This is a genomic window from Tolypothrix bouteillei VB521301 (assembly GCF_000760695.4).
Taxonomy (GTDB): Bacteria; Cyanobacteriota; Cyanobacteriia; order Cyanobacteriales; family Nostocaceae; genus Scytonema; species Scytonema bouteillei_A.
Genome location: NZ_JHEG04000001.1, coordinates 7,043,816 through 7,069,145, shown reverse-complemented (window position 1 = coordinate 7,069,145; position 25,330 = coordinate 7,043,816). Strand labels below are relative to the sequence as shown.

Below are 25,330 nucleotides of genomic sequence, written 5' to 3'. Positions count from 1 at the left end.
TAAGCTTTAATTCTTTGTATAGGATTTCACTCTGTTGTTAGATAGTAAAATCCTGCAAGAATACCACTATAAATATGTAGAGAGTCTAATTTATGAAACTTATAGTTAATTCAGTATTTATACTGAAAACATATATGTCAAGTTTAGAATATTAATGAGGTAATAGTCGTCATAAACTTGTGATTGTAAGTTTTCTATTAAGGCGACTGCTTTACACTTACTTTAGTACAGGCTGAGGAGTACCAGAACTGGAGTCATTGAGAGTACAAAAGTCAAATTAATTCAAGCACACCTTGTAAAGATAGGTTGATGACGTTTGCATTAACCGGAGATTGTAATTCTCAAGAAGAAACATATTAAGTCAGTCCGCGTCTAGCTTCTTATCAAAAAAATGAGAAGATGTTAAATATGTTCAAACTTTAACTTTTTTTTCTAGAAAAGCACAATATTCAGCAGTAGAATATACTGGGTTATACAGTTTTGAATTTTGGCGTTGAGATTTTAGATAGACCGATCTGATGTGACTTGGCTGATAGCCTATAACGTGTCGCAAAGATTTTTCCAATCTGTTTTTATATGCCAACAATCCTTAGTACTTATGAAATACAAAATTTATGTCCGAACATACAATCACTTTTATCTTTGCTGACTGTTCGTAGCAATATAACTGCTAAGTCACATTGTATTTGCTAGCATCGAAACCTTATAATTTATTGGCTTAATATCTATAATTTGTTGTTAAGCCCGTATTTTAGTTTTCCATATTTTCGGAGACCTTCTGGAAATATCTAAGTATTTAAAGAAAGATGTGCTATAACATACCGTCATACCGTAGCTGACGGTTCCACAAGTGAAGGAGCGCTTGAAGTGGAAAGCAATAAATCATATGTTTGGTCTCAAGGAATATTTATAGCATTAGTTGCTTTATGCGGTAGTTTTAGTCTTGGTTTGATGATGCCTATCAACCCAAATGCTTCTAAAGCTCAGATTGAACAACCTGTAAATTTAAAAGAAATAGCAGCCAGCACGGGAAATCAACAGCGAGTTGAGAAATTCAAGACAGCCATGATAACAACTTGGCAGCAAGAAGCAAGCATAAAGGGTCTTTCCTATGCCATCCCATCACGCTTTCAAGGTGTCACTATTAAAAGTGCAAACCAGATAACAGGTGAAAAAGCTATTGCGTTAACTTTTGATGATGGTCCTTGGTCTGGAGGAACCGTACAGATACTAGATATTCTTAAGAAAAATAATATAAAGGCTACCTTCTTTGTCGTGGGACAGATGCTGAAGGAACACCCAGAATTAGCCAGAAGAATAGTAGCAGAAGGTCACATTATAGGTAATCATACGTGGCATCACTGGTATCACCAATTTAGTCCTCAAGCCGCAGCGTATGAAATCGAAACGACATCAGACCTAATTTATAAAACGACAGGTGTAAAAACAACTTTATTCAGACCACCAGGTGGAATGATGCACAACGGCTTGGTGAATTATGCTAAAAATCAAAAATATACAGTCGTTATGTGGTCTGCTGACTCCGTTGATTACAGCCGTCCTGCTGTACCCAGGCTGGTTAGGAATGTTATGAAAGATTCTAAATCAGGTGGAATTGTACTGATGCACGATGGTGGTGGAAATCGCACAAAAACTATCCAAGCATTACCGCAAATTATTAATAACTTTAAAGAGCGGGGCTATCGTTTTGTAACTGTTCCAGAACTTCTAGAAATGGAAGACAATGGCATCAAGTTAGCAGAAGCTAAGAAAGGTACTGTAACAGCAGTTAAAAAGAACAAGCGATCGGCGAACAGTGACCGATAACCGTAACATCTCATTCTTCCTCGATCCGAGGCGGAGCCTGGGAATGCCTTTAAGGAGGCTCCGCCTCCCCCAATAGGAAAAACCCTTGCCCGATGAGAAAAGGGGTGAGGGTTTTTTAAATCGGTGTAATACTAAATCCGGTTTTATAACCCCTTTTAGCCTAACGATTGGAAATCGCGGCTATACAAACGAAGTCCCTTCGGGTTCGCCAGTTCCCTACGGCGGGAAACCCGCCTGCAGGACTGGACTCACCGCCTACGCGGACTAAATTATAAACGGGGTACAAGACGAGGATTCAGTATAACTCCTTCTTTAGAAAAAAGCGGCTGTGACCCTGTGGAAAGTTTGGTAACTCACCAAATACGACATATCCACGTTTCTGATAAAACTTTGGAGCCTGAAAACTGAACGTGTCCAAATAGGCAGTTTGTAACTTCTTGAGTACGGAAGGCGGAGCCTTTGCTAAGGCATTCTCAGACAGAGCCACCGGAATCGAGGGAGGTGTCTAATTCGCAATGACAGAGGTTTAAAAACATATCTTTTCATGTTTTTTAGCCTTTGTTTCAAAGAATCACTTCACGAAGCTGACTCAACTGCTGCTTCGGGATCGTATCTTTGTAACCAGTTAAAAATTCTCTCTAAGGCTTCTGTAAGTACTGACTATCTTCAGCTAATACTAAAGCAATTCCGACTAGGCTGTGAATTTTTCTAGAGATGGCTATACGCGAGCGCTCTCATTTGCTTATTTTCCTGTACTTAGCGTTCTTGTTCAGTAGAACTATAATGAAATGATATTCTCCCCTGTAAACCTTATTATGGCTATCTCAGAACTCGAAAAACAGCTGCTTCAGCTTTCCCCCAAAGATAAACTATACCTTATCCAACTCCTTGCTCAAAGACTGAACTCACACAATTCTTACCCCGATCGATCTACCAAACTTGCTGAATTTTTCCATCAATCTCCCTTAGCTGAACTTACTAAAGAATTCGATCTTAGCCAAGGCTGGACATTGCTCAAAACTCTTATCGAGTCCTTACAACCAGAAATCCAAACTGAAACCTCAGAATATCCGCTTCCTCAATTCTACGGTTGTATCCAAGATGAAACATTCTTTCGCCATCCTCAAGAACAACAACCAGAAAGAGAATCTATCCTGTGAAATTCTTGTTAGATACTAACACTTGCATTATCTATATGCGTGGTAAAAATCTCGCCTTAAAGCAGAAACTAGAATCTACTACTACCAAAGATATTGCTGTTTGCTCAATCGTCAAAGCCGAATTATTTTATGGAGCAATCAAAAGTGTTAACCCAGAACGTAATCTAACCTTACAGCAAGAATTTTTAGCTCAATTTATATCGCTACCCTTTGACGATTTCTCTGCAATGACATTTGGAATGATTCGCTCTGAGTTAGAAGCATTAGGTACTCCAATCGGAGCGTATGATTTACAAATTGCTGCGATCGCACTGACAAATAATTTAACTCTTATTACCCATAATACTAGAGAATTCAAGCGCGTTAATAACTTGCTGATTGAAGATTGGGAGATAGATAATTGACAATGAAACAAGCAGCAAAGTTATGCGATTCGCATGGCTCCTTTCTCGGTGTAAAATCCTTCCCTGTTTCCGGTAAAACTCCGGAGCTTGAAAACTGAATGTATCCAAATACACATATTGGCAACCTCGCTTCACGGCTTCTTGTTCCGCAGTAGCTAGAAGAGCATCCCCGTAACCTTCTCCGCGAAAAGACTCATAGGACAACAACCAGAACGCGAACCCATCTTGTAGAATTCCTACTAGATACTAACACTTGAATTATCTATAAGTTACGCGATCGCATTCGTATTACCTTTTTCTTTATTTGTAGTGCAAAGTTGGGTTTGGTAAGGTTCAACATAGTTTCATGTTACTTTTACAAAATTTTTGGGAATCATATAGCCATCGCCCTAAAAAGCATATTTATAAAGAAACATTTATGAAACCAGAAAGAAATAATAGTTTGGACAGATTAAAAGCATTAAGTATTATTTTTGTTTTGATATGGCATTTACAACCTATTAAATTTATTATAGATAGCAACTCTCATACACTTTTAGTTGTTATTGCAAGAATTTTTCTAGATTTACAACTTCAATTATGTTTAATAGCAGTTCCTTTATTTTATATAATTTCTCTTTATCTATTTTTTCAAAAACCCGAGCTTCAATCTTTAAAGAAAAGACTTATTAGATTGATAAAAATATATTTAGTTTGGTCGATTTTTCAAAATATTTTTTATATGATAATTTCACAAGAACTTCCTACTTGGTCTTGGGATATTATTACAGGTATACAACCAAGCTTACCATTAGTTGGAGATTCTGTGTTCTATTTCCTGTTTAATTTAATCATTTTATTAATCTTTGCTTTTTTATATCAAATACAATCAAAAAAGTTAAAACTGATTGTATCGCTTACACTTGTAGGGTTTTCTTTATTTTATTTTGAAGCACTTTACTTTTTCAATTCCAATCTTCCTTACCATTGGTTATTAAATTTTCTCATTTATATTCCTATTGCTTTTTATTTGGTAAACCATCCAGAGAAAATATTAAAGTTTAAAGGCTGCTATTTAATCGCATACGTACTGTTTTCTCTTCATGATATTTATTTGCGTATATATAACCAGATTCCCAGTATTTATGGTAGAGTTTCTATTGTTTGTGGAGCTTTGAGTATTTTTTGTTATATTTATTCACCTCAAAATAATCAAAAAAATTTGTTAGTAGAAAAAATAGCTAAATACTCTCTTGGTCTATTCGCATTACATAAGTACTGGCAATATTTATTTGTGTTATTACTTCAAAAGTATAAAATAGCTATGATGATTGGTATCTTTGGAATACCTTTAAACATAATTTTCCTGGTAGAAAGTATTTTTGTAATATTCTTTACTACTCTATCAATTTATTTGTTAAAATCGACTCCTTTTAAACAGCTTGTTACTTAGGTTCTCGGTCTATTATTCTAGCGAATTTCAATTGAGTTACCAAGTAGGTAATAAATTCTGGAAAAAAACGCTTGAAACCAGACCGAATAAGTTTTTCCTAAGCCAGAGTACATAATTAAGGCTCGTGAATCAATGCCTAATTAAACTAAAATATAATTACTAAATATCTGAATACATCACAACCTAATTCGCTCACTATGACAAGCATTACCATTTTTAACGTTGACGGCAACATTAAAAATCTTTTGCAACAACGTGCTGCAAAAAATGACCGTTCGATAGAAGAAGAAGTAAAAGAGATTCTCCCTCAGGCTTTAATAGAAAATCAAAAACCTCCTGTAAATCTTGTGAATATGATTGAAAAACGTTTTGCTCACTTGGGAGATTTTGAACTCGGAGAAGTGACTGGGGAACCTATGCGGACTGCACCCACTTTTGAATGATTATTCTTGATACTAATGTATTTTTTTAAAAAAATGACTCAATCTTGTGGGACGGGAGGCGGAGCCTCTGTTAAGGCATTCCCAGGCGGGAGCCTGGGAACGAGGGAGGGGTCTAATTTAAGCAGTAATACTCAACGAACCTACACGGAACTTAACTGCTTCTCGGTTGTGAGTTGAGAATTTGCTTCGGGGCTATCCGCTTCAGAAGGTGGAACTAATTGCCAGAACTTGGGCAAATACTCTTGCCAATTTTCTAGAATCATCTTTGCTTTGCGCGAACCAGTGCGTTCCGCATGGGCTTTAATTAACTCTTGCAATTGCTTCTCACCCGCAGGAGTCATAACTCGCTGAAGTTTAACAATTTCTCGGTTAACTAACTCAGGGAACATTCCGTCTTCATCTAGGAAGTAACCCAAACCTCCTGTCATACCAGCCGCTACGTTACGCCCTACTTTTCCAAGGACGACAACAACACCGCCAGTCATGTACTCGCAGCAGTGATCCCCTGCACCTTCAATCACGGCTGTTCCTTTGGAATTCCTCACTGCAAAACGTTCTCCTGCTAAACCGTTTGCAAATAGGAATCCTCCAGTCGCACCGTAAAGACAGGTATTGCCAACAATGACGTTTTGTGCTGGGTTATAGGTGGCTTCTACGGGCGGTTTAATAATAATCTCACCACCATTCATCCCCTTACCAACGTAGTCGTTAGCCTCTCCCTCTAATGTCAAAATCATACCGGGAAGATTGAAAGCACCAAAACTTTGCCCGACACTTCCTTTGAAGTTGAGGTTGATTTGTCCTTCAAAACCACTGTCACCGTACTGTGATGCGATCGCACCCGCCAACCGCGCACCGACTGTTCTGTCAGTATTCACGATCGCCATAGTTTTGCTGACCGTTGATTGGTTGTGAATAGCCGCCTGAATATCCGGATCGCGCAACAATTGGTCATCCAAAACAACACCATTGCTGTGAACTTCTTCATGCACCAGCCAGCTGCGATTTTCCCGAGAATCGGGTAACTGAAGCAAGCAATTGAGATTCAGCGCTTGCGTCTTTGTCGTGCGTACATCCTCACGCACTCTCAACAGATCGGCGCGTCCAACAATATCTAGCAAGGAACGGTAACCGAGTTTGGCTAACAGACTGCGAACTTCCTCTGCAATAAAGTAGAAGAAATTCACTACGTGTTCTGGCGTACCGGGGAAGCGTTTCCGCAGTTCCTCTTTCTGAGAAGCAACACCTACAGGACAATTGTTGGTGTGGCAGATTCTTGCCATGATACAGCCTTCAGCAATCATGGCGATGGAACCAAAGCCAAATTCTTCTGCTCCCATCAATGCGCCCATCAGCACGTCCCAACCTGTCTTCAGCCCGCCGTCAACACGTAAAACTACGCGATCGCGCAAGCTATTTTGCATCAACACGCGATGCACTTCCGTTAACCCCAATTCCCACGGTGAACCAGCGTGCTTAATAGAACTCAGTGGTGAGGCTCCCGTACCGCCATCGTGACCGGAAATCTGAATAATATCAGCATTTGCCTTCGCTACCCCTGCAGCAATGGTACCAATACCGACTTCTGCAACCAACTTCACCGAAACTTGAGCTTTGGGATTGATTTGGTGCAAGTCGAAAATGAGTTGCGCCAAATCCTCAATAGAATAGATATCGTGGTGCGGTGGGGGTGAAATCAGCGTCACTCCCGGTTTGGAACGCCGCAACATGGCAATATAAGGGCTAACCTTTTTCCCAGGAAGCTGTCCGCCTTCACCCGGTTTTGCACCTTGAGCGATTTTAATCTCAATTTGTTTGGCGCTGACCAAATACTCTGGTGTAACACCAAAGCGTCCCGAAGCAACTTGCTTGATTGCACTAGAAGCTCTGTCTCCATTCCGCAGACCTTTCAAATGAGGTAAGGTAGCTGAGTTACCAGAACCATCCACATCATCCAAGATTTTGTATCTAACGGGATCTTCCCCACCTTCTCCAGAATTGGATTTACCCCCGAGGCGGTTCATGGCAATTGCCAAAGTTTCATGTGCTTCTCGTGACAGTGCGCCTAAAGACATACCACCAGTACAGAAGCGCTTGACAATCTCGCTCACTGGCTCTACTTCTTCAAGAGAAATGGGAGAGCGATCGCTTTGGAAATCAAGCAAGTCGCGCAAAGCTGTAAGCGTTCTTCCTTGCAAGTATTTCTTGTAAACTTCGTAGTGATCGTACTTCTTCCCGTCTACGGCTTTATGCAACGCTTTTGCCAGTTCCGGGCTGTTCATATGGTACTCGCCACCGGGACGGTAGTTGACAAAGCCTAGGTTTTCTAACTTCTTGGCGATCAATTCTGGGAAAGCCTTGCAGTGAAAAGCCAGAACTTCTTGTGCTAATTCACTAACACTCAAACCCCCTACGCGAGAAGCTGTTCCATAAAATCCCAGTTCCAGTAAATCCTGACCGATACCAATTGCTTCAAAGATTTGTGCGGCTTGGTAACTCGAGAGCAAAGAAATCCCCATCTTCGAGAGAATCTTTAACAACCCGCTTTCTACTGCTTTACGGTAGTTAGCAAGGGCTTGCTCCAAACTCATGGCAGTAATTTTGCCCCGTTCCATAAACTGTTGGGTTTTGGGGTCAAACCACCAACTGCGGACGGTGTCCAAAGCCATGTACGGACAAACGGCTGCTGCACCATAACCGATCAAGCAGGCAAAATGATGGGTACTCCAGCATTGTGCGGTATCCACAATCAAAGATGTTTTCATCCGCAGTCCTTCGCGGATCAGGTGATGGTGGACTGCACCTATTGCCAGCAAGGGAGGAATGTAGGTGTACTCTGTCCCAATTCCCAGTTCATTGTCTGCTTGAATGCGATCGCTCAATATCAAAATTTTTGCACCTGCCCGCACCGATTCAGCAGCTTGCGCTTGTAAGGTTTTGACTGCGGCTTTCAACCCTTCTGGACCTTTCTCAATTTCAAACAGGGTTGATAATTCAGCTGTTACAAATCCCGACAGTTTGATAGCCTCCAACTCTGCCTCTTGCACAACTGGTGAATCTAGCATCAATCTGCGGGCATATTCTGGCTTCGGCTCCAGCAAATTGCCCCGTTCTCCCAGTTCTACTTTTAGAGACATCACCAGACTTTCGCGCAAAGGATCGATCGCTGGATTGGTGACCTGAGCAAAGCGCTGTTTGAAATAGTCGTACAGCAAGTGTGGTTTTTCTGACAATACTGCTAGAGGAATATCGTCTCCCATGCAGAAAGTTGCTTCCTTACCATCTATCGCCATTGGCTGAATCACCATTTCCACATCTTCTGTGGTGTAGCCAAAAGCCATCTGTTGCTGGAGGAGAGTTTGTTTATCTGGGGGAGCGGATGAAGATCCATGTCCATTTCCATTGCCGTTCCCCAGTCCCCAGTTCCCAGTTCCCAATTTCTGACGATACTGGCGCAACCATTCTCCATAGGGATGTTGCTTGGCTATGCGCTGCTTAATTTCCCAGTTCTTCAAAACTTCGTGGCTTTCCAAATCCACCGCAATCATTTGTCCCGGTCCGAGTCTGCCTTTCTCAATAATGTCAGATTCGGGAAAGCTCACCACACCTGCTTCTGACGCGACTACGATGTAGTCATCTTTAGTAATGCAGTAACGCGCTGGTCTTAAGCCATTGCGGTCAAGTGTTGCTCCTACTTTCCGCCCATCGCTAAACACCAACAGTGCGGGACCGTCCCAGGCTTCTTGCAAACCACTATAGTATTCGTAAAAGTCAACTATCTCAGGATAGGTTCGCAATTCTGGCTGATTTTGGTAAGCCTCTGGAACCATTATCATGATGGCTTCTAACGGGCTGCGTCCGGAATGCACTAGCAACTCAAACACGTTGTCTAAATTTGCTGAGTCGCTGCTGTCAATATTGACAAATGGCTTAAGTTCGTTAATCAAATCACCCCAAACGGGATGATTTAAACTTGCTTCTCTAGCCATCATCCAGTTGATATTTCCCAACAGGGTGTTAATCTCTCCATTGTGACCCAAAAGCCGCATGGGTTGAGCCAGAGGCCACTTGGGCATGGTATTGGTACTAAAGCGGCGGTGATAGACTGCGAAGGGGCTTGTGTAGGATGAATTTTTTAAATCTTGATAAAAATCTCCCAATACAGCCGAACGCACCATACCTTTATATATAATTGTGCGGCTCGAAAGCGAGCAAACGTAAAAGTCGTCTGACCACCTGTTATCGTTTTGGCGAACGGCTTTATGAATTCGACGACGCGTGATATACAGCGATCGCTCTAATTCATCACCTTTTTTCTCTTCTGATGCTACAAAAAGTTGTTCGATTCTGGGTTGATTTTCTCTTGCTTGTACCCCCAATAATTGAGGTCGTACTGGAACCACTCGCCAGCCCAATACAGTTAAATTCTCCTCAATGGCTATTTGCTCCACAAGCGCCCTTGCTTTTTGGGCTGATTCTTCATCTTGCGGTAAAAATATCATTCCTACAGCCATGTGAGCCGTAGCAAAACCTTGTTTCCCCCATGCTTCGAGATCCTGTTGGAACAACTCCCACGGCAGAGCCGTCAATATTCCCGCACCATCACCCGAATCTTGGTCTGCACTACAACCACCCCTATGTTCCAAACAACTTAAAGCACCTAAAGCTTTTTCTACGACTTCATGGCTAGCTTGATTTTGGCGGTGGGCAATAAAACCCACACCACAAGCATCTCGCTCTTCCACTAACCATCTTTGACCTGGATAGATATACCCGTTAGTAATATCAGAATGTGTCATGTTTTGTTGTTGATTCATCCTTTTGTTATCCCTGACAACGTGAGTTACGAATTTTGCTACTTCTGGTTGGGAAAATTTCTAAATTGCAAGATGGAAAATACAGAGTGACTGATTTTTAGGGAAAAAAAATTTTAACTTCGGGCTTTTATTTTTGTTTGACCCGTGTTAAAATCTTTGGGATATTTTTTTATGTCTTTATCCTGAGTAAATTAAACTACTTCCGAACTTATAAGTTTTTACTTAAGTACGCTCACTAAGTAAATTGCCCAGTCCTTTTCCAATCTTCTACTTAATAAGCGAGGTTTACCCGAAACAGATGTGAAATACGATCTCACGACTCTTAACGGGAATATTATTCGGATTTAGCAACAAAATCAGCGTATTACACTATATACCCATTTGACAATTCCTATCCTACAGATCTCTTGTGTTTTCTGACTTTTTATTTGTTATTCTTTGCTACTTGTATTGCCACTTGCTTGACTTCTGAATAAGAATAAAGGATAAAGGGCAAAAGCTTCATCTGTTGAATGGATACAAATTTCTAAATTTATCTGCGAAAAAAATATTTAACACGCAGTGTCTGCATCCCTAGCCCCTACTTCATCTGTGAGGTACACTTTATCCTTCATACTTTATACTTCATCCTTCTTTTTACAGCAATCCAATACGTCTGCGATTATCAAAAATTGCATAGCACTCTTGTAACAATCGCATTCTTAAAAAAAATCTTGTTTTCAGAGATAAAAAGCCCATATATACAATATCACATTCCAATCACAACAAAACTCTTGTCATCATTTTTTGATGTTTCAAGAAGTGAGTTGCCCAAATTGTTTTCATAAATACATTGGTAACTATGGTAAGAATACTGAGGTGTGTCCTAACACGAGATTGCTGTTTTGCACTCAATAAAAGTAGCGATCGTTTTCTTAAGGTTGTAATACCATCAGTACTTTCAACTCTACTTTGCCTGGTAGATATATATGATAGTGCCAAAGCACAACCTTCAACATCAAGCGCACCAAATCCAAAAACAATACCACAACCTTTGGCACCTGCATTACCGGGAGTAGTTTCCTATGGCGATCGAGTTGCTCTTAACGGGCGCATTTTACCTGGGGCTTGGTTGCAACAAAAGTCTCGGACTGGTAAGCTTAACACCCATCTGAATGATGGGGCTATCAAGCAATTACTAGGAGTCGATTTATTAAACAATAACAACCCTACCCAACAACCAGTACAGTGGTTTTCACCATCCACCAACCCTGTTGTTTTAACCAGTGTAATAACAACAGGATATCGCTATCTAGACATAACAAACTTTGCTAATACTGCCGGATGGAAGATACAAGCGAATGGTAACACTCTGGTAATTTCTACGCCAAATGCCCAGGTATTGAATATTCGTCAGGATAGACAAACTTTAGGTGATACCATCATTATAAATTTAAATCGTCCAACTCCCTGGCAAATTTCACAGGGATTACCCGTACCAAAGTCTCCAACTTCAACACTTGACGCTGACACCGCACCGCCCAAGCCCACCTCGCCACCAAATCGAGAATGGGTAGTGACTGTAGAAGGGATAGCCGATCCTAGTTTATTGGCAGTGAGAGAGGGAGAGAGTGAGAGAGGGAGGGAAGAAAGGACTTCATTATCAGATCGAGTTCCAACACCAGACTCGTTAATTCAAAAAGTAGAAGTTGCGAACAACCAAACAATAGTTAGACTTAGCGTTCCCTTTGGTTTTGCTCCTCGGGTTAATACTTTAGCCAACCCCAATCGCTTAAGCATAGAAATTCGACCCGATGCAATGCCAGAGCGTCGCATTGTATGGGCGACAGGATTGACATGGAGACAGCAGTACTTGAGTTTAGGTCAAGATAGCTTTCCAGTCACGTGGTTGGAAATTAATCCCCGTACAAGCGGGATAAAGTTGAAACCAATTTGGACAAATTCTGACACGATGATTGGAACCGCGCCTCTGGTTCAATTCGCACAACAACAAACAGCAGTTGCAGCTATTAATGGTGGATATTTTAACCGTAATAATCGATTGCCTTTAGGCGCACTTCGCCGGGATAGTTTGTGGTTGTCAGGACCGATTCTCAATCGAGGTGCGATCGCTTGGAATGATTCCGGACAGTTTTACATCGATCGCCTCACCTTACAAGAAAGCATAATTGTACCAAACAAGGTAGAGTTACCGATTCTCTATTTAAATAGTGGCTACGTTCAGAGTGGCATTGCTCGTTACACTCCTGCATGGGGAGCAACCTACACCCCCCTTACCGATAACGAAGTCATCCTGGTTGTACAACAAAATAAAATCCTCAATCAAATAACAGCAGGTAAAGCCGGAGAAACAGCTATTCCCATTCCTCAAGATGGGTACCTACTCACTTTTCGCGGGTTAGCTACAGCTAACGCCTTACAATTAACAGTAAATTCCACAATCCAGATTAAGAGTTCTACCATCTCCACTGAGTTTAACCGCTATTCCCACATAGTAGGGGCAGGTCCATTATTGTTGCGGAACCGTCAGATTGTGCTTGATGCCAAAGGGGAAAAATTTAGTGATGCTTTCATCGCAGAAAAAGCTGTTCGTAGTGGAATTTGTACGACAGCAACAGGAAATTTAGCGATCGCTGCAGTACACAATCGTGCAGGTGGTGCTGGGCCTACCTTAGCAGAACACGCGCAGTTAATGCAGCTTTTGGGGTGTGTAAATGCTCTCAATTTAGATGGTGGTAGTTCTACGAGTCTTTACTTGGGGGGTCAACTCCTCGATCGTTCCCCCAATACAGCAGCTCGCGTTCATAACGGAATTGGGGTATTTTTGGGGAAGTAGGGAGTGGGGAGCACCCCCTATCCCCCCTTGTCCCCAAACACTTTAAAGCTTTTAATAAGTCGCCATGTTCTTTAATGAAGAATTCGTGTAGAGATGTGACTTTGCGGAAATCATTGATTACACTTCCAGAGTTGATTTGCTATGGTTGGCAAAGTGGCATGAATCGGTCACTGCCAGAGATCTGAAACATCGATTGCGTTTTTTTCATCAATATTCTACAGGTACTGACGGTTTGTTCTGTCAAAAAATAATGAGGTAACTATGGTTCAAATTCAAGAGGCAACACAAGCTAATACATTGCCCCTTCCCCCAGCTGTGAGTGCTAGAGGCGTTGCTGCTACAGAACTTCGTCCTTGGGGTTCTTTTACCGTTCTCGAAGAAGGACGTGGATACAAGATTAAACGTATTGAAGTTAAGCCCGGACACCGCCTCAGCTTACAAATGCACCACCATCGCAGCGAACACTGGATTGTTGTCTCCGGTACAGCTAAGGTTGTTTGTGGCGATCGCGAAGTGCTTCTGAGAAATAACGAGTCTACTTACGTACCTCAGTGTACCGCTCATCGCTTGGAAAATCCTGGTGTTATTCCCTTGGTATTAATTGAAGTCCAAAATGGCGAGTATTTAGGTGAAGATGATATTGTTCGATACCAAGACGACTACGCTCGTACTCCAGATTCCAATCAAAAATAGCGCTGGCCGAGCGGCAGCACCGTTTATCTTATCGTAACGGCTGAAAGTTTTTATCCATAAATTCCAAACCAAATACGTTAGTTCACCTTGAGTGGTTAAGGACGGGTTAAAGGCTGTATGCCACAAGCCAATTTTGGTTTTGTGGGTCAGTGCTTTGCCTGTCCTTTTAGTATGTTGAATGCTACGGTTGGTGGGTATTGCTTGCCAAACTAAATATTGTGAAGAAATCAGCGCTAAATTTTTGATATAATATCGTAGCATGAGTTTTAATTGCATTGCGGAGCGCGATGATTCAACTGAGTTCAGCAGCTGCTAATGAAATTGAGCGACTCAAATCAAAGCAGCAGCCGTCATACACATTTTTTCGCCTAGCAGTTAAATCCGGTGGTTGTTCCGGGTTTTACTATGATATGTCTTTTGATGAGGCAGCGAAGCTTGGCGATCGCGTTGTTACCACTAGTGGTCTTCAAGTGGTTATAGATGCTGAGAGCCAAAAATATGTTGACGGTTTAACTGTAGATTACTCAGAAGATTTGATGGGTGGGGGCTTTCGCTTCCAAAACCCTCAAGCAAGCGCTAGCTGCGGTTGTGGTAATTCTTTCTCAATAGTGAAGGAATAGGGCTTGCGATCGAGAGTCCTAAGTGAAACAAAAATTGCCATTCGTCATTTGTCATTTGCTATTGATTGAGGCAAAGGACAAAGGGCGAATGACAAATGACAAAAAAACTTGACACAAAACCCAAAAGAAAAGCTATAATCAGGATTTGTTGTTACTTAGAATAAAAGCAGCTTTTCGCGCTGTAACTCATGCCAACAATACAGCAACTTATACGTACTGAACGCGAAAAAGCGCGTCAGAAAACCAAGTCCCCAGCTCTGAAGGAATGCCCTCAGCGCCGAGGTGTGTGTACTAGAGTATACACTACCACACCCAAAAAGCCTAACTCAGCTTTACGCAAAGTCGCGAGGGTAAGATTAACATCTGGATTTGAGGTCACAGCCTACATTCCAGGAATTGGTCACAACCTGCAAGAACACTCAGTGGTTATGATTCGTGGCGGTAGGGTTAAGGACTTACCAGGCGTGAGATACCACATTATTCGTGGAACCTTAGATACAGCCGGAGTCAAAGACCGCAAACAAGGTCGTTCTAAGTATGGAACGAAACGTCCTAAAAAAGCATAAAGTAGTGCTGAGTATTGAGTGCTGAGCAACACGCGTTTTCCTCAGCACTTGGCACTTTATGTAGAGATTGAATGAAGTAGCGGACTGGGGATTGGGGACAGAGGATTGGGAACTGGGGAGTAGGAATGAAGCGATTTTTAACCCCTGACCCCAACCCCCTAACTCCGACCTCATAAACCCTACTCCCTATTGCAAGATCGAAACTAAAGGTTACTAAGTATGTCTCGTAGAGGTGTAATTCAAAGGCGTCCAGTTCCTTCTGACTCTGTATACAATAGCCGTCTTATCAGTATGATGATTAGACGTATTATGCGTCATGGCAAAAAATCGTTAGCCGCACGCATTGTTTATGATGCTATGAAAACGATTCAAGAACGGACTGGAGGCGATCCATTAGAAGTTTTTGAAAGAGCAGTAAGAAACGCCACTCCATTGGTAGAGGTGAAAGCCCGACGTGTAGGTGGTGCTACCTATCAAGTTCCAATGGAAGTCCGTTCTGAAAGAGGTACAACTCTTGCGTTACGTTGGCTGGTTCAGTTCTCAAGATCTAGACCGGGTCGAACGATGGCAGGTAGACTGGCAAACGAGTTGATGGATGCAGCAAACGAAACCGGGAACGCCATTCGCAAGCGGGAAGAAACGCACCGCATGGCAGAAGCGAATAAAGCATTTGCACATTATCGCTACTAAAGAATTATGAATTATGAATGATGAATGGTGAAAAAGGCTGAATGACTCAAAATTTCATAATTCACAATTCATAATTCATAATTCAAAAGACGGTTTTCCGTAGAAGTATACTATCTTAACAAAGTGTAATATACAAGATATCATGAGGCGAAAACTATAGGAGGCAGCTGTGGCACGTAACCACCCGCTAGAGAAGGTACGCAACATAGGTATTGCGGCGCATATAGATGCGGGCAAAACCACAACAACAGAGAGAATATTATTTTACTCTGGGATAATTCATAAGATTGGTGAAGTTCACGAAGGAACCGCTGTAACCGACTGGATGGAACAGGAGAGAGAGCGGGGAATTACTATTACTGCTGCTGCTATCAGTACCAGTTGGAAAAACCATCAAATTAACATTATTGATACTCCCGGACACGTAGACTTCACTATAGAAGTAGAGCGGTCCATGCGGGTGCTAGATGGTGTTATTACAGTGCTATGTTCTGTAGGTGGCGTACAACCCCAAACAGAAACTGTATGGCGTCAAGCAGACCGCTACAAAGTGCCTCGCATCGTGTTTGTTAACAAGATGGATCGCACGGGCGCAAGCTTCTATAAAGTTTACGATCAAGTACGCGATCGCCTGCGGGCAAATGCTATTGCCATTCAGTTACCCATAGGCAGTGAAAGCGATTTCAAAGGAATCGTTGACTTGGTGAAGATGAGCGCATACATCTACAACAACGACCAAGGAACCGATATTCAGGAAACAGCGATTCCCGAAGATATGGCGGCTCAAGTAGAAGAGTACCGCACCAAGTTGATTGAAGCAGTCGCAGAAACTGACGACGCGCTGATGAACAAGTACTTCGAGGGCGAAGAACTGACCGAAGAAGAAATTCGCATAGCACTGCGGAAAGGAACAAATGCAGGTACGATCGTGCCCATGCTTTGTGGTTCCGCATTCAAAAACAAAGGCGTACAGTTGCTGTTGGATGCAGTGGTAGACTACCTACCCGCGCCAATTGATGTACCGCCAATCCAAGGTACAGTATCTTCTGGTGAAACTGTTGAACGCCGTGCTGACGACAATGAACCTCTATCAGCGCTGGCTTTCAAGATTATGGCAGACCCATACGGTCGTCTAACATTCGTTCGCGTATATTCTGGTGTTCTGAAGAAGGGCAGTTACGTTCTCAATGCTACCAAAGGAAAGAAAGAACGGATTTCCCGGTTGGTGGTATTAAAAGCAGACGACCGATTGGATGTTGACGAACTCAGAGCCGGCGATTTGGGAGCTGCATTGGGATTGAAAGATACCTTGACAGGTGACACGCTATGTGATGAAGGTTCGCCAGTCATTCTCGAATCCCTATACATTCCCGAGCCTGTTATCTCGGTGGCGGTTGAACCCAAAACCAAGAACGACATGGACAAATTGTCCAAGGCTCTACAATCTCTCTCGGAAGAAGACCCCACCTTCCGCGTGAGCGTGAATCCGGAAACCAACCAAACCGTGATTGCAGGGATGGGCGAGCTTCACCTCGAAATTCTGGTAGACAGGATGTTACGCGAATTCAAAGTGGAAGCAAACGTTGGTGCGCCACAGGTTGCTTACCGCGAAACCATTCGCAAACCCGTAACCAGAGTAGAAGGTAAATTCATCCGGCAAAGTGGTGGTAAAGGTCAGTACGGTCACGTTGTGATTGACTTGGAGCCAGGGGAACCCGGAAGCGGTTTTGAATTTGTCTCCAAGATTGTAGGTGGTTCCGTACCTAAAGAGTACGTATCCCCTGTAGAAGCAGGTATCAAAGAAACCTGCGAATCTGGCATATTAGCTGGATACCCACTCATCGATATCAAGGCAACCTTAGTCGATGGGTCTTATCACGAAGTAGACTCTTCAGAAATGGCTTTCAAAATTGCTGGTTCAATGGCAGTGAAAGAAGCAGCCATGAAGGCTACACCCATTCTGTTAGAGCCTATGATGAAAGTTGAGGTAGAAGTTCCCGAAAACTTCCTTGGGGATGTAATGGGCGACCTCAATTCCCGTCGCGGACAAATTGAGGGCATGGGATCTGAAGCAGGGCTTGCTAAAGTCACTGCCAAAGTACCACTGTCAGAGATGTTTGGCTACGCTACTGACATCCGGTCTAAGACTCAAGGTCGGGGCATCTTCTCAATGGAATTTAGCAACTATGAAGAAGTACCTCGCAACGTAGCTGAGGCAATCATCGCTAAAAGCAAAGGGAACGCTTAATTAGTAAAGGAAATTAGCATTCATGGCACGCGCAAAGTTTGAAAGGAATAAACCCCACGTCAACATCGGTACTATCGGTCACGTTGACCACGGTAAAACCACTTTAACAGCAGCTATCACCATGACCTTGTCAGCTCTGGGTCAGGCACAAGCAAGAAAGTACGATGAAATTGATGCTGCTCCAGAAGAAAAGGCACGGGGTATTACCATCAACACCGCTCACGTAGAGTATGAAACCGCAAATCGGCACTATGCTCACGTAGACTGTCCCGGACACGCTGACTATGTGAAAAACATGATCACCGGTGCTGCTCAGATGGATGGTGCCATTCTAGTGGTTTCCGCAGCTGACGGACCCATGCCTCAAACCCGCGAACACATCCTCTTGGCAAGACAGGTGGGTGTACCCAGCTTGGTTGTTTTCTTGAATAAAGAAGACATGGTGGACGACGCAGAACTTTTGGAACTGGTAGAATTGGAAGTCCGCGAACTTCTCTCTAGCTACCAATTCCCTGGCGATGATATTCCCGTTGTCATCGGTTCTGGCTTGCAAGCGCTGGAAAAAATGACTGCTAACCCCAAAACACAACGGGGCGATGACAAGTGGGTAGATAAAATATACTCACTGATGGATGCTGTAGACTCCTACATCCCCACCCCAGAGCGCGATGTTGATAAGCCCTTCCTGATGGCAGTAGAAGACGTGTTCTCCATCACGGGTCGCGGTACAGTAGCTACCGGACGTATTGAACGGGGTAAAGTCAAAATCGGCGATAACGTGGAACTTGTTGGTATCAAACCAACTCGCAGCACCACCGTTACCGGTATCGAGATGTTCAAGAAGAGTCTTGAAGAAGGTATGGCTGGGGATAACGCCGGAATACTACTGCGCGGTATCCAAAAAAATGATATTGAACGGGGAATGGTAATTGCTAAGCCCGGTTCTATCACTCCACACACCCAATTTGAAGGTGAAGTGTACGTATTGACAGAAAAAGAAGGTGGTCGCAAAACACCCTTCTTCGCTGGCTACCGCCCTCAGTTCTACGTGCGGACAACAGACGTAACCGGCACCATCAAAGCTTTCACCAGTGATGATGGCAGTGAAGCAGAAATGGTTATGCCCGGTGACCGTATCAAAGTGAGTGTAGAACTCATCAACGCCATCGCGATCGAGCAAGGAATGCGCTTCGCTATTCGTGAAGGTGGTCGTACCATCGGTGCTGGTGTTGTTTCTAAGATCCTCAAATAGTACCTTTGCACCTTAACTAAAAAAGGAGCAGAGATGGTATAATACATCTCTGCTTTTTTCACGCTTTATTGTTAGTGGTTAGTTGTTAGTTGTGAATTGTTCTACTAACCACTAACCACCAACCACTAACCAACCCAATCAGAACCTGGACAATTAAAAATGGCAACACTACAGCAGCAAAAGATTAGAATTCGTTTACAAGCTTTTGACCGTCGCTTGCTGGACACATCTTGCGAGAAGATTGTAGACACAGCTAACCGCACCAATGCGACAGCTATCGGACCGATTCCTCTTCCTACAAAACGCCGTATCTACTGTGTGTTGCGTTCTCCCCACGTAGATAAAGATTCACGCGAACATTTTGAAACCCGCACCCATCGCCGAATCATTGACATTTATCAGCCTTCTTCCAAGACTATCGATGCTTTGATGAAACTGGATCTTCCTTCTGGTGTGGATATTGAAGTGAAATTATAGTTATTAGTTAGTTGTTAGTTGGTAGGCACAGCTCACCCACTTGTATTTCTAACCACTAACTACCAACTACTAACTCGCAATCATGTATAAAAAATAACAAAGCCCTGAGAAAGATTTTTTCAGGGTTTTTTATTTGCTTTAAGGTCGAAATGATAGAATATGAGAAAGTAGGGGAAAAGTAAAGAAAAATAAATATTTAAGACTGAAAAATTTATACATAGGAAACATGACATCAACTTCTAAAATTGCTGTTTGCGAACTACCTCTGTTCCCGTTGCCAGAAGTAGTTTTGTTCCCTACTAGACCATTACCCCTGCATATCTTTGAATTTCGCTACAGAATTATGATGAACACGATTCTGGAGAGCGATCGCAGGTTTGGTGTTTTGATGGTCGATCCGGTAAGAGGTACGATCGCTAATGTTGGTTGCTGTGCGGAAATCATTCACTATCAGCGCATGCCTGACGATCGGATGAAGATGTTAACGTTAGGGCAACAGAGGTTTCGTCTTCTCAAGTATGTCAGAGAAAAGCCCTACCGGGTAGGTTTGGTCGAGTGGATTGAAGACAAACCCCCTGTAAAAGATTTAAGACCTTTAGCAACTGACGTAGAACAACTGCTGCGAGATGTAGTCAGGTTGTCAGCAAAACTGACAGACCAAAACATCGAGTTACCTGATGATTTGCCAGACTTACCTATAGAGCTATCTTACTGGATTGCAAGCAACCTTTATGGTGTTGCCGCCGAGCAGCAAGCATTGTTAGAGCTTCAAGATACGGCAGAGCGTTTGCAAAGAGAATCAGAAATTTTGACTTCCACTCGCAATCATTTAGCAGCCCGTACTGTTCTCAAAGATACTTTTAATTAATAGTTATTGGTTGGTTGTTAGTGGTTAGTAGCTAGTAGTGATAATAAACAACTAACAGCTAACCACTAACTCTTGAATTGGCAAAACATTATAGCTGCCAAAGATTTTTAAGATCTCTGTATAAGACGCTATCTCTGCCAAGGCAGACTCGACTTGAGGTTCGGATAAATCTGCTTCTAAGTCGATAAAAAATAAATATTCTCCTAACGATCGCTTTGTAGGACGAGATTCAATTTTGCTTAAGTTAATTCCTATACTGGCAAACACTTGTAGTGGTTTTGCTAGTGCGCCGGGTACATTTGCAGGAGTACTAAAAGCAAGCGAGGTGTGACTGGCTCGTTCTAAATGAGAAGGGCGGGCAAATGGGATGTAATTTTTGCCGATCACCCAAAATCGAGTGCAATTTTCCGGGTAATCATTAATCCCAGTTGCTAGCACGGGTAAATTATAGAGTTGTGCTGCACGTTGAGAAGAAATGGCGGCGGCTGTTGTGTCTCGATCGAGTTGCAGTAATGCTTCTGTTGTAGAATTTGTTGGAATTAATTGTACTTTTGGTAGAACTCTATCCAACCATCTCTGACATTGTGCTAGGGCTTGTGGATGAGAGTAAACGGTTTTAAGATCTTCCATACTTTGAGCACAAGAAATTAATGTATGGACTATTGGCATGACTAAAGCTAGCTGAACTTGCAGACCATCAAGTTGCCATAGTGCATCTAACGTCATAGTCACACTACCTTCGATAGAATTTTCCACCGGGACCACAGCCAGTTTTGTCTGTCCTTGTGCAACAGCTCGCAATGTTTGGGCAATACTGGGATACGGACATAGAATGGCTTTCTGGGCTGAGATTTGAGTCAGCCAGTTGTAATAAAGAATTGCTGCTTGTTCCGCATAAGTGCCAGGAGGTCCTAAATGTGCGATCGATAAGGTCATGAAGTTTTTTGTAGCGCAATGAGATACATTTATAGGTTCTTAATAATACATCAGAACCTTTTCCTTATACAGGTCTTTATATCCCATTTCTATCAAAGCTGCCATAAATTTTATATTTGGCTCTCCATTACTACTTTTATCTTGTTTTCTGATGACCGAAAGTCCTACAATTAAGGACATCTCTCAGTTTTTTTGCACAAAAACACAAAGAAAGTTAAAAACTATTACAATTAATTAACAAGTTTTTAAATACTCTCATGCCTACTCGGTTTACTGCATCTCAATTGGTTGCGATCGCAATTCCGGCTCAGCCTATTCCGATTCAACACTATTTGCGCCAGCCCCAACGATTAGTTAGGGCATTGTTTGACCCCAATCGCATTCAGCAGCTGTCTGAGGAAGTCTTTCGTCTGAAATTGCGTCCTCTAAGTTTTATGACACTAAGCATTCAGCCCACTGTGGACTTAAAAGTCACGGCGGAATCAAATGGAACAATTTGCGTGCGATCGGTAGGTTGTGAAATTCTCGGTATTGAATATATCAACCAACGGTTTTCTTTAAACTTAAAAGGATATTTAGCACCAGAACAACTAAATACTGGCACCTACCTCCAAGGAAGAGCCGATTTAGAAGTCCAAGTGGAATTACCACCTCCATTTTCCTTTACACCTAAAGCCATCCTAGAAGCAACGGGCAATGGATTGTTGAAGAGTGTTTTGCTAACTATAAAGCAAAGATTGCAGTATCAGTTACTAGCCGATTACCGCCAATGGGCTTTATCACAAACACGGCAAACACCCCTGACAACCGAAAGCGCAGACTTACCGATGGTGACAGAATAATTACGAATTACGAATTATTCTGGCAGGGACGGAAAGACTTGCGGTGTAAAAGCGAAGGACCATACTGGCGCAATGCCATTAAATGCTTTTGGCTACCGTATCCCTTGTTGCGTTCTAAATCGTACATGGGATATTTAGAAGCAAGTCGTAACACCAAGTCGTCGCGCCAAACTTTGGCAACAATGCTGGCAGAAGCTATAGCTAAAGAGCACTCATCACCTTTAACTATTGTTTGTTGTGGCAGTGGTAAATCATTCACTAACTGATTGCCATCAATCAAGCATAAAGCAGGCTGTATTTTCAATTTCAGCACAGCCCGCTTCATCGCCAACAGTGTTGCCTGCAAAATGTTTATCCGGTCAATTTCTGCGGTGGATGCAAATCCTATTTTCCAGTCTACTGCCAACTCACAGATCTGTTGGGCGAGCAATCGTCTTTGATTACCAGACAGCTTTTTACTGTCCTTAATATTAGCAGCCACAAGATGAGGCAAAGCCAAATTGGGTAATATCACAGCTGCTGCTACCACAGGACCAAATAGAGCACCTCGACCTACTTCATCTACGCCTGCAATAGGTTTTTGAACATTTAACAGCGTGGAAAACTCCAACCACCTTGTTTCTTGTAAAGGCGCTGGCAATTTGGAAGAAGCGGCATTTTGCTCTATGTCTATCATAAGTTGGTCGATCGAGCCAGGTAGATGAATCAATCGGAGTCTACAGAAGAGGAACGGCGACGACGGCGACGCCCGCTTATGCTACCACTTGCTTCAGAGTTATCTACTGCTTCAGAAACGACTGGCTCATCAACCGTTGTTTCTGCTTCTACAGGTTTGCGAATTACCACTGGCTCAACTATGGTTTGAGTGATTGTTGGTGGTTCGCTAATAGGTAACGGGGTTGATTCTTCTTCTTCATCTACAGAACTTGATTCCGTAACTGTTGCTGTTGAATTTTGACCGGGAAGGGTAACGTTAATAATAACTGCCTTGGGATTTTTGACTTCACGATTCAATTTCAGCAGTGGAGACGCACCCGTGTAAGCAAAAACTTCCTGTTCTGGAGAAGACATTTCTACTGTGACAATCTCAGGTGGTTCTACCACTGGTTTGACAGGTTCTATCCTGGTAATTTTAGTCCGTTCGGGTCTGTCGCCCCATGCTCCTTTAGGAACGGGTAAGGGAATTTCTGATACGCTTCCAATTTCCGGTTCGTCATCAAGATCGAAGTCTTGATCGAAAGAAAGTGATGGGCTACCGATTGTCCGGTTTTCTTCTTTGCCATTTCCTCCATTCAGCCCTTGCTGGCGGTTGCGACGGATACGGCGCTTGATTCTATCTTCACCTATTTCCCGGTAGCTGGGATGATGATCTAAATTGAGAGAAGACAACTCGCCACTTGTTTCATAGGATGATGGTTCTCCATACCCGTCGTAATTACTTTCTCGGGGTTCGGGGACTCTGGTTGTTTGCGCCAATCGGGGTTGCTCTCTATTAGACAGAGGAGCAAATCGGTCTGGTAATTCTGCTGGTGATGTTGGTAAACGGCTTTCAGTTTCGCCAGGGAGATGGACAACATGTCCCAAACCGCCACAAGTTGGACAGGTTTTGCCAAACAATTCGTAAATGTTTTGACCTTGGCGCTTGCGAGTCAGTTCCACCAAGCCCAATTCGGTGAGTTGGGCAATTTGGGGACGGGCTTTGTCTGCTTTGAGTGCTTTGTTGAAGTGTTCCAAAACTTGTAGTTGGTCGCGTCGCGATTCCATATCAATAAAATCAACGACTATCACGCCAGCAACGTTTCGCAAGCGGAGTTGGCGAGCAATTTCTGCTGCTGCTTCACAGTTAGTCCACAAAACGGTTTCTCTAGCTGTTGCCGATCGCGTGAACGATCCGGAGTTGACATCTATCACCGTTAATGCTTCTGTTGGTTCAATAATAATATATCCGCCAGAAGGTAGATCTACTCTAGGTTTGAGGGCTTCTTTAATAGCAGCATTAATGCGGAAGTACTCTAATATAGCAGTGCGATCGCGGTGATGGTCGATTAACAACCCTTGTGGAGTTTGTCCGCCACTCCAGTTTTGCAAGTACTGCTTCACTCGCTTTAAACCCGTGCTCGAATCAACCACAATCCGGTTGACATCCGCACCGTACATATCGCGCAGTACGCGTTGGATAAAGTCATCATCTCTATTTAGCAGTGCTGGCGCACGAGTTGATTGCGCTTCTTGCTGAATGGCTTCCCACTGCTTTTGCAGTAATTCTAAATCTTCTATGATTGCTTCTTCCGGCTTACCTTCTGCTTCGGTACGAACGAGCAGACCCATACCTGCGGGCTTAATTAAAATTGCTAAAGCACGCAAGCGGTTGCGTTCGGTTTCGCTCTTTATTCGCCGTGATAAATTTACACCCCGCCCGTAGGGCATCAGCACTACATAACGTCCGGGTAAGGTAATATTTCCCGTCAGTCTCGGTCCTTTGGTTCCTGTTGGTTCTTTCATCACTTGAACCAACACTTTTTGCTGTGGCACTAACAATTCTGTGATTGCTGCGGCTGTACGCTTGAGCCGTAGGGGTCCCAAGTCAGTTACGTGAATAAAACCGTTCCGTTCCGGATCTCCTATATTGACAAACGCAGCATCTATCCCAGGTAATACATTTTCAACTACACCCAAATATATATCACCAATTTGGTGATGACCTGTAGCTACAACAAGTTCTTGTATTTGATCTTCAGAAAATACAGCAGCAATCTGATGCTGTTCTGCTATGATAATTTGTTTTGGCATTCAATTATGTTCCTCAATTCTCGGCGGCACAAACAGACTTTGGGGTTTATTGTTCTTGAAAAGCCCCAGCAAGCCTGAGTCAGTGCAGCTTGTAATAAAAATTGCGATTCTTTGCTCAAACTTCCGCTTCCAATAAGCGCTAGTTGCTTCAAGTTGGGAAACTCAATGGCACTATATTCAAGGGAGCATTGCCGCCCGATGACGCGCCTTCCCAACGCACTTGGCTTTTTTGATTATTCTAGAACGGCTGCATACTATTTAAGCAAATTTAAGCACCCGTCCCCGGTTAATTTTTGATGCAGGTCTCTTACCACTTAAGGCTCGAGCACTCAAAGTAGTTTTAAAAATTATAGAGTTAGAGAAGCCTACGGTGCTTGTTGTTGATTGCTGGATCGAGATTCTAGCTATCAAGGAGAGTGTTTCATGAAT

At 42.9% G+C, this 25,330-nt stretch carries 20 protein-coding genes; 15 read left to right on the top strand and 5 right to left on the bottom strand.

Annotation, left to right across the window (positions count from 1 at the left end):
- Positions 1 to 867 precede the first annotated feature (867 nt).
- The 3 genes from HC643_RS28795 to vapC all read left to right on the top strand — a co-directional run bounded on the left by HC643_RS28795 (position 868) and on the right by vapC (position 3,391).
- On the top strand, positions 868 to 1,827 hold the full coding sequence (locus tag HC643_RS28795) for a polysaccharide deacetylase family protein (RefSeq protein WP_038075910.1): 960 nt from the start codon (positions 868 to 870) through the stop codon (positions 1,825 to 1,827).
- An 815-nt stretch (positions 1,828 to 2,642) separates the two neighbouring features.
- Positions 2,643 to 2,987 carry a hypothetical protein gene (locus tag HC643_RS40930; RefSeq protein WP_063779573.1) on the top strand — a complete coding sequence of 115 codons (345 nt, stop codon included), beginning with the start codon at positions 2,643 to 2,645 and terminating at the stop codon, positions 2,985 to 2,987.
- Complete coding sequence (gene vapC / locus HC643_RS28785) at positions 2,984 to 3,391, top strand: type II toxin-antitoxin system tRNA(fMet)-specific endonuclease VapC (protein WP_038075907.1); 408 nt, start codon at positions 2,984 to 2,986, stop codon at positions 3,389 to 3,391. The genes HC643_RS40930 and vapC overlap by 4 nt, the downstream gene beginning before the upstream one ends.
- On the opposite strand, the gene HC643_RS28780 is transcribed toward vapC, so the two are convergent.
- Positions 3,311 to 3,595 carry a GNAT family N-acetyltransferase gene (locus HC643_RS28780; protein WP_272899885.1) on the bottom strand — a complete coding sequence of 95 codons (285 nt, stop codon included), beginning with the start codon at positions 3,593 to 3,595 and terminating at the stop codon, positions 3,311 to 3,313. The two genes, vapC and HC643_RS28780, sit on opposite strands and share 81 nt — an antisense overlap.
- 142 nt (positions 3,596 to 3,737) lie before the next feature.
- On the opposite strand from HC643_RS28780, the gene HC643_RS28775 reads away from it, so the two are divergent.
- A complete protein-coding gene (locus tag HC643_RS28775; protein ID WP_038075904.1) occupies positions 3,738 to 4,823 on the top strand; it encodes an acyltransferase family protein in 1,086 nt (361 codons plus the stop codon).
- A 197-nt stretch (positions 4,824 to 5,020) separates the two neighbouring features.
- The gene (locus HC643_RS28770; RefSeq protein WP_038075900.1) at positions 5,021 to 5,266 is read left to right on the top strand and encodes a FitA-like ribbon-helix-helix domain-containing protein; all 246 of its coding nucleotides are present in this window, start codon (positions 5,021 to 5,023) and stop codon (positions 5,264 to 5,266) included.
- 140 nt (positions 5,267 to 5,406) lie between these two features.
- On the opposite strand, the gene gltB is transcribed toward HC643_RS28770, so the two are convergent.
- Entirely contained in the window at positions 5,407 to 10,083 is a 4,677-nt protein-coding gene (gene gltB, locus HC643_RS28765) for a glutamate synthase large subunit (RefSeq protein ID WP_038075895.1), read from the bottom strand.
- A gap of 841 nt (positions 10,084 to 10,924) precedes the next feature.
- Here gltB and HC643_RS28760 point away from each other — a divergent pair.
- The 9 genes from HC643_RS28760 to HC643_RS28720 all read left to right on the top strand — a co-directional run bounded on the left by HC643_RS28760 (position 10,925) and on the right by HC643_RS28720 (position 20,333).
- Positions 10,925 to 12,919: a phosphodiester glycosidase family protein gene (locus tag HC643_RS28760; RefSeq protein WP_038075891.1), complete on the top strand. Its 1,995-nt coding sequence runs from the start codon at positions 10,925 to 10,927 to the stop codon at positions 12,917 to 12,919.
- A gap of 261 nt (positions 12,920 to 13,180) precedes the next feature.
- Entirely contained in the window at positions 13,181 to 13,612 is a 432-nt protein-coding gene (locus tag HC643_RS28755; protein WP_038075886.1) for a phosphomannose isomerase type II C-terminal cupin domain, read from the top strand.
- 287 nt (positions 13,613 to 13,899) lie between these two features.
- A complete protein-coding gene (locus HC643_RS28750) occupies positions 13,900 to 14,232 on the top strand; it encodes a HesB/IscA family protein (protein ID WP_038075883.1) in 333 nt (110 codons plus the stop codon).
- A 188-nt stretch (positions 14,233 to 14,420) separates the two neighbouring features.
- A complete protein-coding gene (gene rpsL / locus HC643_RS28745; RefSeq protein WP_017746068.1) occupies positions 14,421 to 14,798 on the top strand; it encodes a 30S ribosomal protein S12 in 378 nt (125 codons plus the stop codon).
- A gap of 219 nt (positions 14,799 to 15,017) precedes the next feature.
- Entirely contained in the window at positions 15,018 to 15,488 is a 471-nt protein-coding gene (rpsG, locus tag HC643_RS28740) for a 30S ribosomal protein S7 (RefSeq protein ID WP_038075881.1), read from the top strand.
- 169 nt (positions 15,489 to 15,657) lie between these two features.
- Entirely contained in the window at positions 15,658 to 17,736 is a 2,079-nt protein-coding gene (gene fusA / locus HC643_RS28735) for an elongation factor G (protein ID WP_038075878.1), read from the top strand.
- 22 nt (positions 17,737 to 17,758) lie between these two features.
- Positions 17,759 to 18,988, top strand: coding sequence for an elongation factor Tu (gene tuf / locus HC643_RS28730; protein ID WP_038075873.1), 1,230 nt, complete (start codon positions 17,759 to 17,761; stop codon positions 18,986 to 18,988).
- Between the two features lie 159 nt (positions 18,989 to 19,147).
- The gene (gene rpsJ / locus HC643_RS28725) at positions 19,148 to 19,465 is read left to right on the top strand and encodes a 30S ribosomal protein S10 (protein WP_008232935.1); all 318 of its coding nucleotides are present in this window, start codon (positions 19,148 to 19,150) and stop codon (positions 19,463 to 19,465) included.
- 226 nt (positions 19,466 to 19,691) lie between these two features.
- Complete coding sequence (locus HC643_RS28720; protein WP_038075868.1) at positions 19,692 to 20,333, top strand: LON peptidase substrate-binding domain-containing protein; 642 nt, start codon at positions 19,692 to 19,694, stop codon at positions 20,331 to 20,333.
- A 51-nt stretch (positions 20,334 to 20,384) separates the two neighbouring features.
- Here HC643_RS28720 and pheA read toward each other — a convergent pair whose 3' ends face one another.
- Entirely contained in the window at positions 20,385 to 21,269 is an 885-nt protein-coding gene (pheA, locus tag HC643_RS28715) for a prephenate dehydratase (protein WP_038075865.1), read from the bottom strand.
- 257 nt (positions 21,270 to 21,526) lie between these two features.
- Between pheA and HC643_RS28710 the strand changes: the two genes are divergently transcribed.
- Positions 21,527 to 22,111, top strand: coding sequence for a DUF1997 domain-containing protein (locus tag HC643_RS28710; RefSeq protein ID WP_038075862.1), 585 nt, complete (start codon positions 21,527 to 21,529; stop codon positions 22,109 to 22,111).
- Between the two features lie 7 nt (positions 22,112 to 22,118).
- Here the strand turns inward: HC643_RS28710 and HC643_RS28705 are convergent, their stop codons facing one another.
- Together HC643_RS28705 and rne are read right to left on the bottom strand one after the other, a co-directional pair.
- A complete protein-coding gene (locus tag HC643_RS28705) occupies positions 22,119 to 22,787 on the bottom strand; it encodes a ribonuclease HII (RefSeq protein ID WP_038075858.1) in 669 nt (222 codons plus the stop codon).
- A gap of 29 nt (positions 22,788 to 22,816) precedes the next feature.
- Entirely contained in the window at positions 22,817 to 24,901 is a 2,085-nt protein-coding gene (gene rne / locus HC643_RS28700; protein ID WP_038075856.1) for a ribonuclease E, read from the bottom strand.
- Positions 24,902 to 25,330 lie beyond the last annotated feature (429 nt).